The sequence below is a fragment of the Turicibacter sp. TJ11 genome (assembly GCF_021497505.1).
GTDB lineage: Bacteria > Bacillota_I > Bacilli_A > MOL361 > Turicibacteraceae > Turicibacter.
Genome location: NZ_CP069349.1, coordinates 650,672 through 667,870, shown reverse-complemented (window position 1 = coordinate 667,870; position 17,199 = coordinate 650,672). Strand labels below are relative to the sequence as shown.

Genomic DNA, 17,199 nt, shown 5'->3' with positions numbered 1-17,199 from the left:
GCCACAATTAATGTTGCGGCTCCTTCATGATTAAACTAAATCAATTTCTTCAACTGTTTTCGTTGTTAATTCTGCCCCTAAAATACTTGCATATTTTAAGTCAGGATCTAAGTCATCAATGATTAAAATTTCATCATCAATGACACAGTTCATGAAGTCTTTGATTTTATCGTCACTTAAATCCTCGGTTGGATTATTAATCATAATTGAACGTGTTTTGTTTTTAGTATCTTTAAACTTGCAAGTGAGTGTGTATGTTTCTTCCATAACCTTTTATCCCCCTTTAATTAGTCGATTAAACGATAGTCTGCGACGACTGATTTCGTATGTGTTCCCGCTGCTAAAGCAATGTACTTATCTCTAAAGTTTGATAACTCTTCATCCGTTGTATCTAGGCGCACATTTGAAAAAGTTTTCGTTTTCGTGATGTCTTTTCCTTCCTCATCAAATCCATCCTTCATATAGATGGATAACTTGCGATCATAAATTTCTTCCATGTTCATTCCCCCGAATTCATTATGTTTTTTAGATAGCGCTACCTACAAGTTAATTATATCGTGATTTGCGTTTTCATCCAAAGGTATATCCATTTGAAGTAGATAAAAATGAAAAAGAGGCTAATCACGTCCATCCGTCATTAACCTCTTTTCTTATTATAAATAAATTAAACTGAAAGTTGAATTAATACTCGATTTTTTTCCATTTGATTTGTTCAACAGTTCTTTGAGATTTATCTTTTTGATCGTTAGCTATAAACAAAGGATATTTTGCTTTATATCTCCCAGCTACTCCCCCATCAGTATATATTCCATAGTCTAAAATAGTATTTTTGACTGCGGAAGCGGGATAATCATAACATTCTAGAGATATATTTTGTTTATATTCTATATGATCTACAATCTCTTGATAAGATAAATAAGTATTATTTTCAAATGCTTGTAGCATATACTTTAATAAATCATTCCGATTTTTATTTTTCATCTCATCCTCTACTTTCCTTGATCTAAATTAAGAAAAGGTACAAACACATGGAATGGATTGAGATTCATCATCTTTTTCTTGAACTAAGACTTCAAATCCTTTGGTATCCATCATTTTTCGATATTCTTCTAGAGTAAAACGTGTTCCATTTCTTTTTAAAATAGAGACATCCTTTTTGAATTCTTCTCTAAAACGACGTTCCATATCTTCTTGCTCTAAATAACGTTCAGGCCAAACTTTATATAGTGTGGCGTAATGGCGATACCCCCCACGTACACAACGACCTGCACAATTGGCATGTTCAAAGCCAAGAGCATACATACGTGGTAATTTAATTCCCCATTCATTTTCAATAATATGTTTAGCATCTAGATCCTCTCTAAACGTCTCAATTAAAGGAAAACGTGTGGCGACAGGCTCAATTGGAAAATGTTCATAGAAGCTAGTTAAATTTTCGGCACGATGTTTCTCATGTGGACCAATTCCAAAATAAAGAATTGGTTCATAACCTTCCATACGTTTTTCTTCAATATAAATTAACGTTTGACGAACTTTAATTTCCTCTGAACATTTAGCAAGTCTAGAATTTCCTAAGTACCCCATATCAAAAAATACATCCTCTGGTGTACGACCATCTACAATATAGGTCATTTCTAATCCAATATAATCAGCGACTTCCTCCATGAAGCGATAATTATCTTCATCTTCCCACTGAGTATCGGTAAAGAATAATACACAGTTTTCTATGCCATTTTGTTGTACCATACGATAGGCTACATATGCACTAGATGCACCGCCACTAAACATAGCTACGTGTAGTGGCTTTCTTTCTTCTTTCGGTAACATATTAAGCCTCCTCTACATCATTTAACTTCTCGTTAATGATCGTATATAAAATGTATTCTAATTCGTTGTTTGTAATTCGTTTACCTGAGCTATTAATCATACGTTGTAAGTTATCTTGTAAGCTTTTAGCTCTTGGTGTTAATTCGGTTTTCATGATAAATTTTGTTGAGTCATTTAGTTTTAATGACACATATTTTTCTTCATCAAAGTCAGTTTCATTAACTGAAAGAATTAAATCAGTCATTTCGTTTATAAATGTTTGAGTAAAGCTATCTGTCCATTCAGTAGCATAGAATTCAAACAAACAATAAGATAACTCATTTAATAATTCCACAGATGTTTCGTGTTTACAAGCTAACAACTGTTGAATGAACTTATTATCTTTATTAGTTTCATACTTTTCTTTAGCCCAGCTATAAAGATCAGTCATATCATTAGCTTTCACTATTTCATTATAAACAGATTGTACTTGGTTTTCAAACCATCCATCTAACGCTGTCTTATATTCATTGAGGTTAGTTAAATGATTTTTTAACCAGTTTAGAGAATCAGTTGGATCAACTTCTAAACGTCTAATATATGTTTTAAATAATAGTAGGTCTTCTGATTGTAGACTTGAAACTTGTGTATATCGAGGTAAACTTTGTAACCAACCTAATAAAGCACTACTTGCTTGAATATGAATAGATTTATCTCGAACATGCTCAGAAATATAGCCATTAAATACATCTAGTACCTGATTAAAGAACTCAAAATCTTGTTCATTAAAATTATTAACCTGATAAGTTATCCCTTCACTATTTACGACCATTTCACATAACTCATGGCTAGTAACCTTGCTGATATACTGCCCTTTATTAAAGAACATAATATTTGACCAAGTATCTTGTAACATTCCAATAAGCAGCACTGGGATAAGTGGTTCTCGAATTCCAAATGGTTTATTTCTGAAGATATTCACTAATGAGCTAAATGAAGAGTTATTTTTCAACTCTTTCATTAAAGCTTCTCGTAATTCAATCATATTAACATCTGTCATACGCTCTAAATCAGTAGCGTTCATAATCCCATTATTTTTAAAGGTTGTCGCATAAATCAAATAATCTGGACCAAAGCCTTTAATGTTATAGTTGTCTTGCTTCGGATACGTTAAGATTGCATCAATCACTTTTTTTGATGCACTTTTTTGAACATTAGCCACATTTCTTCGGTTAAAGGCTTCGTTATTGATCACAGGCGTATGGGGATAATCTCTAAAGAACATGTCTGAAAGAATGTTTTTTAACTGTAACTCGCTTTGAATCATCAATACGTTTTCATAATGCGGAATAAACCACTGAGCTTTTGAAGGAAAAGAGGTTAGATCACTAATTAACTCCTTTAAGTAATACTCTGTTTCTTGGAGTTCAATTTGTAATTCCACCTGAACAAAAGAATCTTCATTTAATAAAGTATAATTTTCTAAAAGTGACTTGATGGCACAATATTTTTTAACATCTCTATCAAATGTCGCTAAAGGTTTATGATAGATAACATAAATATTATTAGTAAATTGCTCTTTTAATTGTTGTATTTTTCTCTCTAATTTAGTAGTCTCTTCGCCCGTTGGAATAATGAGATTAATTCTTGCATCTGAATCTTTGTCTAAAAACTGATAAGATAAATCTTCTTTTAAGATCTCTTTATCAGTGAACACATGAATGGTACTAAAACGAATCATTTTCTTCGTCAAGTTATAACGATCAGCAGTAATGAATCGTTTTTCTAATAGAGATTCAATGAGATTACATTGCATTTTTTCCGTAAGAGCTAGATTAAATACTTTATTTTCAATCTCTTTATCAATATCTACTGAACTACCCTCATACATCTCCCATTGAGAGTATAAACGATTGAATCGAATAACTCTAAATCCTCGAAGTTTAGCCAGTAATTGTTCCGTATATGACAGATCTAACTGTTGGGCATACGAAATGAATTCAGTCGTCAACGCTTGATTAGAGTTCATATTGGTAATTTGCCAAAGCGTAATAAATTTTAGAATCTCCATCATATTCTCATAATGGTCTGAGTTTTTATTTTGTGGCAGTTTAGTTTTATTTTTTAAATACGTCTTTAATAAGGCGTGTTTTTCTTCAATTTGAGAGATGCTTTTTAAATCTGGAAAGAAAAAGTCAAACAATTTAGAAGGTTTATAATAACCTGATCCATTTTTTAAAAAATATTTTAATCCATTTGTATCTGTACTATCTAAAAACGTGAAAAGTGTTCGCTCATTTTGACCAAAAATATTAGAAAGCGGCATTAATAACCTTAAAGTAATCGGATGTAGCGGGTAACACCCTGTAACAACTAATGATTGAAGTTCTGTACGATTCAGATTAAAAATAGGATATTGTCTTAGTAAGTTTAAATGGGATTCTAATTCAAATGCGTTAATATCAGTTGCTCTCTCTTTAGAAATGATACTTTCTGCAATATTTAAAAACATATTTGTATTTGAGCTAATATACTGTTTCTTAAAACGTTTTTCAATACGTTGAAACTCATCTCTAAATTTTGAGTTTTCATCAAAATAGTGTCTCATATCTTTATGAGAAATCAGGACTAATTGTGCATTATTAATTCCATGATCAAATAACTCTGCTAAATCTTGAAGATATTGCATCGTCACATAGGTTTTATCCTCGGGTAATGTTTGTAAAAAGCGTCCAAACTCATCATAAATAAAAATTAACCCATATCCTTGTTCGTTTAGTTGGTGTAAGATATTCTCCATTTCAACAATAAAATTATCGTTGTTCGTATAATTGAATGTTGCACCTGCTGTTAATTGACTATAAATCTTTTCAAATAATTCAATTGTATCTTCGTTAAGTGATTCAATTTCTAAACTAAACGTTTTAATCGTTTTTCCATAAGTATTTAATAATAATTTAAATTGTTCAAACGTTTGTGGGAACTCTTTCTCCCATCTTGTGATTGTTTGAAAGATTTGTTCGCTTTTATTATTTTGAACAATGTTAATCCCATTATTTTTTAACACTTGATAAGTATTAACTAAAATCGCATTTTGCAATGATCCTTCATTTCCGTTTATAAAGACTGGAAGATACTTAATTTTTAAGGATTTCAGTTTATTTATATTGTTTTCAATGGAATCATCATACTTTGAAAATGAGTGTTGTAATTGTTTTATTTCGTTAGAAGAGAAAGTATTCGAGATTAAATTTGCAATCAGTAACCCTAATAACGATTTCCCTGTTCCGTAAGCCCCAATGATAATATGATTATTTGTATTCTTTGATTTTAAAACAGATTGAGCAATTGAATTAATCGCTTCTATGTGTGTTGGAGTAGGAATATAGTAATCTAATAAGTTATTAGCACTAAAATCGTATTTTATATTGATACTTGGTTTAAATGATTGTTCCATCTAATTTCCTACTTTCCATATAATAATCTTCTATGATTGAGATACAATTTAAATCACGTTTTTTTAGATGAATTGTGTCTAGGTTATTCGTTTGAGTAAATTCTATTAATCCTTGTTTTTTCAGAGAATAAACGACCTCTAAAAGATCCGATTGCTTTAAATTAAATATTTTACCTGGTAGTGTTTTCTCATTCACTAGCTCATTTAAGGTGATTGAGTCCACATCATGTACTGATAAATAATCGCAAATACTTAATAAAATGATTTCATTTGGTATAAAGGAAAGATTTCCGTCCATTTTACTAATATAATCTGTTTTCGTTAATAATTTCAGATCAGCTAACGGACTGTGAAGCACATCTTCTGGATCAAAGTAGGTGTTATTAACATCATACATTTGGATTAAACATTCAATATCCCGCTTCAGAGAATTTTCTGCTACGTCTTTTTGCATCGTCGCCCACTTCGTATACTGATCTAGTAAGAATTGTTTTTCAAATACCGTTCCTTCTAGCTCATTAAAGAACCAGTAGATAATCGTCGCACTTTTACTTCCATTCAAATCAGCGATATCGGAATTTTTAGCTAAGTAATAATGAATTAGAGCTTTAGAAAAGTTTAAATTTAAATTTGAGTCATTATTAAAAATCAATTGCCCCATTTCAGTTATGTGGTATGATTTGTTTTTCACATCGTACTCTGCTACTCCACACGCCACTAACCAAAAGCGTAAGGAAGCGATCATATTTTTTCCAATTCCTAATTTTTCAAATGCATCTTTTTGTGTTAATAGGGTATTATCTTGAGTAATTGCTTCTAATCCTTTATGTAGCCATCCCTCTCGCAGATAAAAACTTTGATGTTGGCCAAATCCCATAATATAATCCTTCCTAATCTTTTAAATATTTATATAACGTTTCCTCATTCAGTTCATCATTTTCGATAATATTTGTATGCTGAAAATCTTCTAATAGTTCGATCATGCGTTCTAGATATTCGTCCTTACTTGTACCGTTTGACGTGTACAGTTCATAAATTTTCTCAACACCGCCTAAAACATAACTATGAAATAAGTCCATATTATCCTTCATCTTACTTTCGTTATTTTGCTCTACATCATCACGAAATGCTCGATTTAAACGGTTTTCTATATTCATTTCCTCATCTTTTATATCTGAAAGTAGCATCACTAATCGATAAATAAATGTACAAGTTGGTTTTTCATTAATAAATACACTAACTGGTATCAATGTGTCATTATCTGAATTTGTATCCTTTGTTGCTGTTTTATTATAAGTTATACCTATTAATGCCCCTAACATATATACATCAATATTTCGCTGAAAAATTTTAGCTTTAACTAAGTCCTTAACATATTTTGCATGCTTCCCAACAAACCTAAAATCCTTTTCAAACATTATTCGCACTCCTTAATATATGTTGTGGTTTCTGATTGCTTATCTAAGTAATATTTTTTATTAACTCTATGTCCCATAACTGTTTTGGCATGTTGCCAGTCCTTTTCCATCACAAAAATTAATACTTGCTCCGCAACTTCAGGAACTAATTTAGCAATATTCTTTACATGCGTTTCATCTGCATTTGAAAAGGGCGCATCCATAACAAGTGGATAAGCTTCAGATTCTAGTTCCAACCCATTATCTGAATCAGTATTTTTCAGCTTTTCTTTAGCCAATGCGACCAATCCTGTTATAAAAGCAAAGTTTTTAACAGTCTCTAATCCTGTTGAGGCCTCAGTTGATACAGTTCCCCCTGAATTATACAAAGTTACTCGGTATTTTTCATCAATGGTTAAGTATCTTTCACCATGATACATACGAGTAAATATTTCATTTACTCTTTTCTCTAATGCCTCACGAATCCCTATTTCTTTCTTAGAATATGTTTTGTTAATTATATTATATATTTCTTCTGCGTAAGCAATATATGTAGCAAGCTTTAAATTTTTGCCTTTAACTTCTATTAAAGAATCCTGTTGTTTTTTCAAGTTTTCTATCTCATTAATCAAAATTCCTAATTCTTGATTTGATTCTTCTATTTTGTGTTCATAATTAGCGATAATAGCCTGAACTTCATCCATTTGCTCCTGATACTTTGTAGCATCCTCTTTACCATGTATCTTCTTAGCTAAAAATTGAATTTCTGATTCATATTCTCCAATAGATTCTGATAACTCGTTAATATTTTCAATTAACAAATCTAATTCTGAAGATGAAGATTTAGCATTATCTTTCCAATTCTTCATCTCTAACTTGAACTTATTAATAGTCGTCCCTAAAGATTCCGGTGGAACAAACGACTTTTCATGAACTAACGCTAAATAGTGTTCATCTCCCTTACAAAATTCCGTTCCACAAATACATTTCTTACGTTTAAGGATTTCATTGATTGTTCTTGAAGTAACATCAATAACTCCCTTGTCATCTACCTTTGTATCATGTAATAACTTATTTACATCTTTAATTAAAGAAGATGCTACAATACTAAGGATTGATTTACTGTACTTCGCTTTAAATTGATTTTGTTTATCTTGATATTTTTTTTCCGCTTTATCAAGCTTTATTTCTAAGCTATTCTTTTTAATTTGATCTTCTGCTACAGACTTAAGATTACTCAGCTTATCATGTAAATCATCTTTAATTTGTAAATTACGAACTCTTTCCAATTTATATTGTTTTATTTCCTCTTCTAACTTGTCTCTCTCATCACTCTTTTTATATAGTTCTTCTCTTATTGCGTCAATTGCCTCATTTCCTTCGGCATCATATTCAGATCTAAATTGCCCAATTACGGAGATCTTCTCTCCTTTATTTAAATGTCTCATTGTGTTATCTAATACAGTTAGTCCTAGTAACCCTTTAACAGCGGCAGACACATCACTTTTCGCACTGATACTACCAATTCTTTCTGTATCAAAAAAGAAGTAATTAGACAAATCTTCTGGTAAAATTTCATTAATATTATCTCTTATTTGCGGTTGTTTTACATTAACTGTTTGACCATCTTTATCTTTAAAGGTCACCTCAACTTCCGATGCTTCCTTAGCTAATTTACCAGTAGAAGTTATATAATAAGTTTGTTTTCTATAAATGACATACTCTATTTCACTATGAATCAACCCAATTTCAACTCTAACCTCTTCTGTATCTCCAGGCTTCATCTTAAAAGCTTTATCACTATTTAATAAATTATCTTTTTTGAAATCAGTTTTACCATAAAAACACCATTTAAATGCTTGTAATAAAGTTGTTTTCCCTGCTGTATTTTGTCCTAAAATAATAGTAACATTTTTATCATCCTCCGATAAAGTCGATGATGATAACTGAATCTCTTGTGTCCCAATGTACTGCCTAAAATCCTTTAATTTAATATATTTTAGAAACATTACTCATTCTCCTTCAATTCATCTATAATAATTTTTTTGATTTCAGATACCATGTCCCTGTCTAGTTTCGTTTTTGTCTTATTATTTTTTTTCTCTAATCGTAAAATATTTTTCATCATTCGTTCTAACTTTTGATAATTAATTTTAATGTTATCTCTACTCATCTTCATAACTCCAATCAATTATTCTATCATAGCTCTCTATTATCTTATAAATTGTATTAAATGACTCTGAAGGATTTAAAGAAATACCAGAAAACTCCTTTATCCTATCAACTTCATTTTTAATGAGAGATTTATAAAAATTTAACTGCTCTAACGGAATATCATCCGTCTCTAAAGGATACGGTAAAGTTACAAAGTCATAAATTTCGGCATAATCCTTATCCTTAAACTTTCTTAAAACTCTCCCTCTTCGCTGAATATATTCTTTTGGGTTCGTACTACTAGCTAAGATAAACGCCTTTTTAATGCTAGGAATATCGACCCCCTCATCCAAACATCTAATAGCAACTAAGCCCTGTAATTTTGTGCCACTTGCTAAGGAATCCTTAAGCTGCAGCCTAGTTGGGATATCCTCCGTTGACGTATATTTAGCCACTTTTAAGCCTAATTTATTTCCTAACAAATCAACGGCGGCATCAATTTGCCTAATTTCGCACTCATCAATGTCTAAACTTTCAACATCATCGTATCTTCCACTTGTGGCACCACAATAAAATAACATATGAGAATCATTAAGATGATCCTTCATCACCCGCTTCAGTGTCGATAATTTATTTTTCGCTCCTGCTACAATTCGAGATCTTTGAATTAATAACATCTTCCCGCTCTCACTAATGGATACATTTCCATCTTTATCAAACTTACAATGTTTTATAATTTTCTTAGATAACTCTATGTACTCAAACCTTTCATCATCTGTTAATGAGACAATAATAGGATAATAATAATAAGGAGTTAATCGTTTATTCTTAATAGCTTCTTCAATCGTATAATCGATACATTTTTCTTTAAAGTACGCAGATAAGTACTTTGTTCCTTCTTCATCATTTTTTCGACTAATTGTAGCTGAAAGTGCAATTCGATAAGGAATATTTTCAGGTAATGTTTTAGATAACTTATACGCACCAAAGTTATGTGCCTCATCAATGATAATCAACGTATTTTTAGTTATTTTCTTTATCACCTTTTGTACTTTTTCTGTTGCAAATGTTGCGTTCGTTGTAATAAAACAAAAATGATTTTTTGTCCCCTTTTCAAAAGCCTTTATGTTATTTTTTAAGCGAATGTACCAATTCAATTGTGAAGATTTAGAATAACCGATGATTGGTTTCATATTAAACAAATTAGCTTCATCTACCCACTGCTCTACAAGATGTTGATACGGGCAAACAATGATCACACCTAGATTAGATTTTAAATCGTTATATAGCTCGATGCAGGCTGCTAAACTGGTTATCGTTTTCCCAGTTCCTGTGGCCATACTAAAAATCCCACAATAACCATTATTTTTCCAGTTCAATATTGCTTGTTGTTGGTAATCATAAAGTTGTAAACTAGGAGGCAACTTGAAATCTGTTATTTTTAAGTCTTTTACCTCCTTTGGTAGTTGATCTTCATTGTCTAAACTTAAATCTATCGTATTGTTCTTTTGATACTTTTTAAACAATTCTTCCGTAACCTCTTCAAATTTAACAACTTCGATATTTGGCTCATTATTATTCCAAATTGTGTTAAATGCATTTTCTTTAGCTAATACTCTATTTCTATCATGTGTCCAAGACTTATAAACTTCAATTGTTTCATAATTATAGTTAAACGCAGTACTTGTCTCGTTCATTGAACCTGTAAATGCAATAGAGTTTCCTAAATCATCACTCATCAATCCCATCTTTTCGTGATACATACATACCTGATTATCACCAGATGTCATAATAGCAATTCTTACCTCTAGTATCCCTTTAGCGATAAGATTACAGATTAAATTTAACCGCTCTTCTTCAAAGTAACTAGTTGCATCATATAAACTTGCCTTCAAGTTCTTCACAATCACTTCATCTCTAAGTTCAATCCCTTTATTAATAGCGCTAATATCTTCTTCAGAGAGCCGAGGTGAGGCTACTACTTGAATTTTACCTCCATTTCTCACTAAGTGAGTAATTCCTTTCGATAATTCAACTAAAGCCGTTGAAGAAAAAAAACCGACTGCCCGTTGATAAATAATTGATTTTGATAGAATAGGAGTATAAAACTCCTCTATAATATTGTTTGTTAAACTCCTGTATTCATCTCTTATATCCAAATCTATAAAACTCACTCCGCATATCCCACCTATTTCATTAACTTTATTTGATATCTCTAATCAGAAATATCATTATGTAATTTTATAGATAATTTTATATAATTCATCCAATTTTTGTAACATTATAATAATAATTATATAAAATATTCATTCTTTTTCAATAGTTCATTAAACAGTTAATAAAAGTAAATTAATTATTAATTTAAAAATACTGAGAGTTATATTAATAGATCTATTATTTTGATTTAGTAAAAAAACTAATAGTTATTCTCACTAAAATAAATTACTATCCATAAATTCACTTCATCAAAATATATGAATAATATTAGGAAAAAAGACTGATTTATTAATTATTGACTTACAATGATTTTAGAAAACTTTAATAATGGTATGAATTATAGTAGCGAGATAATCCTAATGATTACTCGTGCTTTTTACGTTCTCAAAAGAATAAGGATACCCACTCCGCACTTGTGTCGTGTGGTATCCTTATCTCCTTGTTATATACATGTTTACTTGAATTAGAAGATAAAATTAATAAAAGCTAATCCCTGTTAAATATATGAACCTATATTCCCCTGAAAAAGCGTACATTTATTTAACGCCTGAAGAGTGTCATTAGCTTGCGTGATAGACCACTTAAAAACTTAACTTTTTTATGTCCTAATTGTTGACCTAAATCCAATACAGTCTGTTCAACATCTTCTACTGTTAATTCAATCAAGTTTTGATCAGTAATGTTTTGAGTCATCGAAAGTCTATTAGCTTGATTCATCATCGCCTTTTCGAAGAAGTCCCTTACCTCTCTTCCATTCTTAAAATTGATATCTCGCTCTAAACAACGTTTTTCAAAATAGTGTCTAACGTAGGTCGTACAATCAACACTCACTCTATACCCAGCATGATGACACATCCCTTCAAAAATATGAACTAATTCATCTGAGCTATAATCTGAAAAATGAATCTGTTTATTAAATTGTGCATGCAGTTCTGGATATGAATTTAAAAATTCATCCATAGGTTCAGGCGATCCTGACACAATCATAATAAAATCATCTCGATGAACTTCCATCGCTGTTAAAAGCGCGTTAACCAAATCATTATCCAATTTATTAATCATTAACGAGTAGGGTTCATTAACAAAAAGAATACCACCTAATGATTTTTCAACCACTTCTGTCAATTTGAGCGTTGTCTGTTCGACATAACCTCCCGCTAATGTTGAACAATTCAATTCAACTAAATGCCCTTTCGAAAGAACATCTAAACGATGATAAATTTCACCTAATAACCTGGCAACGGTAGTTTTTCCTGTTCCAGGATTACCCGAAAAAATGAGATGTAACGATAACGGAATATTGATTAGTCCTCTTTCTTCACGAATTTTTCTAATGCGTAGTAAGTTAATTAATGAATGAACCTCTTCCTTTACATTTTCTAAGCCAGTTAGTGAATCAAGTTGTTGTAATAAATCATCTATTGATTCCGTTAAATCTGATTCTCTATTCTCCTCCATCTCGTTAATCGCTCTCTCTTCTTCTGATTCTTTCAGCAAGTCATTCTCATTTTCATAAACCTCTGACTTCTCTTCTAATTCATCGTATTCCATGATCTCATCCAAATCCAAATCGATGTCTAAATCGTCTATTGAATCTGAAGCTTCATTCTCCATCTCGTTAATCGCTCTCTCTTCTTCTGATTCTTTCAGTAAGTCATCCTCATTTTCATAAACCTCTGACTTCTCTTCTAATTCATCGTATTCTATAATGTCATCCAAATCCAAATCGATGTCTAAATCTAAGTCTTCTATTGAATCTAGGGTTTCGTTCTCCTGTACCTCATTAATCTCACTCTTGTCTTCTTCCTCTTCTAATTCTTTCAGCAAGTCACTATCCTTTTCACGAACCTCTGACTTCTCCTCTAATTCATCGTGTTCCATGATCTCATCCAAATCTAAATCTAGGTTTAAATCATCTATTAAATCTGGAGTTTCATTCTCCTGCACTTCATTAATTACTCTCTTTTCTTCTTCTAATTCTTCCAGCAAGTCTTCTAATGCTTTCAGCAGCTCTTCTAAATCAAAATATAGGGCTAAATCATCTATTAAATCTGGAGTTTCATTCTCCTCCACCTCATTAATTTCACTCTTATCTTCTTCCACTTCTAATTCTTCCAACAAGTCTTCTAAATCAAAATCTATCTCTAAATCATCTATTGAATCCGGAGTTTCATTCTCCTGCATCTTATTAATCTCACTATTTTCTTCTTCCTCTTCTAATTCTTCCAACAAGTCTTCTAAATCAAAATCTATATCTAAATCATCTATTGAATCTAGGGTTTCGTTCTCCTCCACCTCATCAACCACTCTCTTTTCTTCTTCTAATTCTTCCAGCAAGTCTTCTAAGTCAAAATCTATATCTAAATCATCTATTGAATCCGGAGTTTCATTCTCCTGCACTTCATTAATCACTCTCTTTTCTTCTTCTAATTCTTCCAGCAAGTCTTCTAAATCAAAATCTATATCTAAATTATCTATTAAATCTGGGGTTTCGTTCTCCTCCACCTCATTAATCTCACTCTTGTCTTCTTCCTCTTCTAATTCTTTCATCAAGTCTTCTAAATCAAAATCTATCTCTAAATCATCTATTGAATCCGGAGTTTCATTCTCCTCAATTTCATTAATCTCACTCTTGTCTTCTTCTAATTCTTTCAGAGAGTCACTATCTAACTTTGCCTCTAATTTATCGTATTCTATAACATCACCTAAATCCAAATCTGATAATCGATAATATTCTCTAAAGGTCTCTAAACGTCGACGTGTATTAAAATCAGTATCAGAAGCGCTTATAAATCCATGAAATTTTATGTAAGCATTCCAATCATGATAGCGATCAAGCATCAAATCTGATTTATATGGATATCCAGCGTATTCCATTGAATAATTCCAGACACCTAATTCATCTAGCCAATCATTTAAATCTAAATTAAAAGAGTCTATTAAAGACTGGTATTGATACTTAAAATCACCATCACTATTTTCACGTATCACTTGTGTTCCAATAAAATCATCTAGTGTTGTTAAATACTTATTAAGATATTGAACACCACTATTTATACTAAACGGTTCACACATTAAAAATAATCTTCCTAAAATATAATAAATACGGTATAAGTAATGACTGACTAAAAAATCATAGAAGTGGTTATTATCTGCCATAACACATAAATACATACCAATCGGTATAGCGCTCTTATAATTTTCATAATCTATTTTATTCATACGCTTTTTAATTTCATTACACGATAAATCATAATCTAAGTATTCTTTAATAAACTTTGCTACATGATCAGGTTCTGTCCAGCATAACGAAGATAGATACACTAAAAAATTCAATAATTCTATTTTTAGAATCTCTCTAAAAGGTATTCTAATCATCGTCAATAGTTCGTCTAGTTCATCTCCGTATTCATATAATTGATTCATAATATTTTTGATTTGTTTAATTACTATGGCTTTATTTTCAATGAATTCACGTCTCACTTCTGTTCTAATAAAGCCTTTGATTCTTCTTAAATAAGTATCAAAATTTTGATTCTGATTACTTCTCTTTTCATCCTCTGTCGCAGCCAAGTCACAGTTCAAAAACGATTCCCCTAAAATAGAATAAACAGTATATAAATACTCGCTTATTAAAAAATGATCATCAAATTCTTCGTTATCAGCTGTGACAAATAGCTTCATGCTGTAGGGTATATTATTTTCAAAATCAATACGGTAAGTTTGATTTTGATTTATCATTTCTTTGATATCGTTAGGTGATAAATTATAACCTAAGTATTTCTTGATAAAGGTTACCTGTTGATCACTGACTGTACAATCTGATGTGCATAAATACATTAAGAATTTCAAGAACTCTATCTTTAAAATATCTCTAGTCGGTGTATGAACTGTTGTCAAAAACTCATCCAACTTATCTCCAACACGATAAATATAATCAATCCAATCTTTTAAAGTTTGATTCATCTAATCCCCCATTTCAAAAGTCAAACTATATTTTTAATTATATCTAGATTCGAAAACAAAAGCCATATTTTACCGATATAATCTGGTGTTATTCGTGGAATTTTATTATTGCAAACTTTTAAAAATATCCCGCTACACTAAACTAACGATCAAGCACACCCCACCCGACGGATGCAATAGGCGGGTAACTAGGTGGGCTTGACGTTAGTGACTATCTAGAAATATGACATTTGATGCCCTGTTGTAGCGGGATATTCCTGATTAGTAAAGTCTGTCCTTTTATATCTTGTCTCAAAAGAATAAGGATACCCACACCGCAGCCCTGCCGTGTGGGTTTTCTTATCACCTTGTTATCTCAATGATCTCTTGAATGAGAAGATCAATTTAATAAAAACTAATCCCTGTTAAATAACTGAGATTCAATATCCTTCCAACCCCTATCCGTTATTGATTCTGTAAGGAATTCTAGGGTATTTAAGGTATAATAAAAGACACTAACAACTTAATGCTAATGTCTAATATACTTTTCGTTCATCCAATAATTATCTGCAATCAATTCATAATGATATAAAAACTATCTACTTATTGGATTTTTCTTTAATTTCTTTTAAGGTATCCAATAACTCTCTATTTATTTGTGCATTAACATAGCTACTTTTTGCACTAAAATTAATTTCACTTTTTAAATCAATTACTAACTCAATTAGATTTGAGACAATAAAACATGAAATACCTATAGTTGCTGTTGTAATAAGCCCTATTAAATCCATAAAGTTAAATCCTACAATAGTGACCACTACTTGCAAGATTAATGCTATAATAGTTGCTACACCAACATATGATACAACCTTTGCATATAACTCTAAGGCTGAATAATCTCCGCTAGGTATTTTATTCTCTGCCTCAATATACATTTGCTTAATATCCATCTCTTGTAATGTCTTTTTTTGTACTGTAAATCCCTTAATATCTTCTTGCCTCTCTCCACAAGTTTGACAATAAGCCGATTGGTTAGGATTCTCAGTACTACACTTTCTACACTTCCACATAATAAACACCCCATTTTTATAATCATCTAACCAACATTATATATTATTTACAATATTTTCTTCAATGTTTAGATTTGCTAATATAGTGAGAAATCTTTTGATATGATAGACTGTAATATTATATCAAAGCAACCCTAACTAGCACATCCACCGCACCTGAATATCCGTTAGGATAGAAGCCGAGTGGATGGATCGTTAGGGGAAATGTACTAAAAGTAATGCTTGTAGCGGGATAGTCTTGATTAGTAAAGCATGTCTTTTATACTCTGTCTCAAAAAGATAAGGATACCCACACCGCACTCGTGTCGTGTGGGTTTTCTTATCACCTTGTTATCTCAATGATCTCCTGAATAAGAAGATGAATTTAATAAAAGATAACCCTGTTAAATACGTGAGATCAAATATCCTTCCACCCAAATCCGTTGCCTTGCAACCGTTTGGGTGGAAGTCCCTCTCTACTATCAAGATGTGTAATTATTAATGTCCCGCTACTAAGAACGCCCTTTGTTGGATAAAAAAACTAAGCAACCACCCCACCACCCCAATATCGGCACGATATGGGGAGAAAAGGGATGGATGCTTAGTGATAATCTTGTTATCAGTTATGGATCATGAAGTTTAAATTTTTCATGGTAGCGGAATAGTCTTGATTAATAAAAATTTGTTTAATTACTTGAATAAAATAAGCAATTTATTCCTATAACATAGATGTAATTCCCCTTAGTATTTATGAAATACTCTCCGAAATCTTTTTTACTTTATTCTCTCTCCTTATAATTATATACTTTTAATGAAGCCCTAATGGTTGTATCCCCCTACAACGATTAGGGCTTTTTTCATATCTAAAAACGTCCCGCTACACGAAGCTAACGATCAAGCACACCCCACCCGACAGATGCAATAGGCGGGTAACTGGTGGGATTGATCATTTAGTGACTCTTTCTTTTGGATATAAGATTTTATCTTTCCTTGTAGCGGGATGACAGTGGTTATTTCAATCCTCTTTTATATCCCTATTACTATAAAAGACATGGATACCAAAACCACATGAGTTCATGTCATTTTGGTTTTCTTATTGTTCTTGCTACATCGATTTCTTCCTTAATCAGAAGATACTATTTAGTAATTCGATTAAATAACAGTTCAGGATCTA

Annotated in this window: 12 protein-coding genes; all 12 read right to left on the bottom strand. The window is 31.4% G+C overall.

What is annotated here, in order from left to right:
* Positions 1 to 30: 30 nt before the first annotated feature.
* The gene (locus tag JRC48_RS03150) at positions 31 to 267 is read right to left on the bottom strand and encodes a DUF2922 family protein (protein ID WP_235070424.1); all 237 of its coding nucleotides are present in this window, start codon (positions 265 to 267) and stop codon (positions 31 to 33) included.
* 20 nt (positions 268 to 287) lie between these two features.
* Complete coding sequence (locus tag JRC48_RS03145; RefSeq protein ID WP_235070423.1) at positions 288 to 497, bottom strand: DUF1659 domain-containing protein; 210 nt, start codon at positions 495 to 497, stop codon at positions 288 to 290.
* Positions 498 to 681: 184 nt separating this feature from the next.
* Positions 682 to 981, bottom strand: coding sequence for a hypothetical protein (locus tag JRC48_RS03140; RefSeq protein ID WP_235070422.1), 300 nt, complete (start codon positions 979 to 981; stop codon positions 682 to 684).
* 27 nt (positions 982 to 1,008) lie between these two features.
* A complete protein-coding gene (locus JRC48_RS03135; RefSeq protein ID WP_235070421.1) occupies positions 1,009 to 1,827 on the bottom strand; it encodes a hypothetical protein in 819 nt (272 codons plus the stop codon).
* A 1-nt stretch (position 1,828) separates the two neighbouring features.
* Positions 1,829 to 5,263 carry a hypothetical protein gene (locus JRC48_RS03130; RefSeq protein ID WP_235070420.1) on the bottom strand — a complete coding sequence of 1,145 codons (3,435 nt, stop codon included), beginning with the start codon at positions 5,261 to 5,263 and terminating at the stop codon, positions 1,829 to 1,831.
* Positions 5,247 to 6,140, bottom strand: coding sequence for a DUF4007 family protein (locus JRC48_RS03125; RefSeq protein ID WP_235070419.1), 894 nt, complete (start codon positions 6,138 to 6,140; stop codon positions 5,247 to 5,249). The genes JRC48_RS03130 and JRC48_RS03125 overlap by 17 nt, the downstream gene beginning before the upstream one ends.
* A gap of 13 nt (positions 6,141 to 6,153) precedes the next feature.
* The gene (locus JRC48_RS03120) at positions 6,154 to 6,681 is read right to left on the bottom strand and encodes a hypothetical protein (protein WP_235070418.1); all 528 of its coding nucleotides are present in this window, start codon (positions 6,679 to 6,681) and stop codon (positions 6,154 to 6,156) included.
* A complete protein-coding gene (locus JRC48_RS03115; protein WP_235070417.1) occupies positions 6,681 to 8,669 on the bottom strand; it encodes an AAA family ATPase in 1,989 nt (662 codons plus the stop codon). The genes JRC48_RS03120 and JRC48_RS03115 overlap by 1 nt, the downstream gene beginning before the upstream one ends.
* Positions 8,669 to 8,833 (bottom strand): hypothetical protein, encoded by a 165-nt coding sequence (locus tag JRC48_RS03110; protein ID WP_235070416.1) that lies wholly within the window; start codon positions 8,831 to 8,833, stop codon positions 8,669 to 8,671. Before JRC48_RS03110 ends, JRC48_RS03115 begins: the two co-directional genes overlap by 1 nt.
* A complete protein-coding gene (locus JRC48_RS03105; protein ID WP_235070415.1) occupies positions 8,826 to 10,988 on the bottom strand; it encodes a DEAD/DEAH box helicase family protein in 2,163 nt (720 codons plus the stop codon). Before JRC48_RS03105 ends, JRC48_RS03110 begins: the two co-directional genes overlap by 8 nt.
* A gap of 583 nt (positions 10,989 to 11,571) precedes the next feature.
* Positions 11,572 to 14,997 (bottom strand): AAA family ATPase, encoded by a 3,426-nt coding sequence (locus tag JRC48_RS03100; protein WP_235070414.1) that lies wholly within the window; start codon positions 14,995 to 14,997, stop codon positions 11,572 to 11,574.
* Positions 14,998 to 15,575: 578 nt separating this feature from the next.
* Positions 15,576 to 16,046 carry a hypothetical protein gene (locus JRC48_RS03095; RefSeq protein WP_235070413.1) on the bottom strand — a complete coding sequence of 157 codons (471 nt, stop codon included), beginning with the start codon at positions 16,044 to 16,046 and terminating at the stop codon, positions 15,576 to 15,578.
* Positions 16,047 to 17,199: the final 1,153 nt, after the last annotated feature.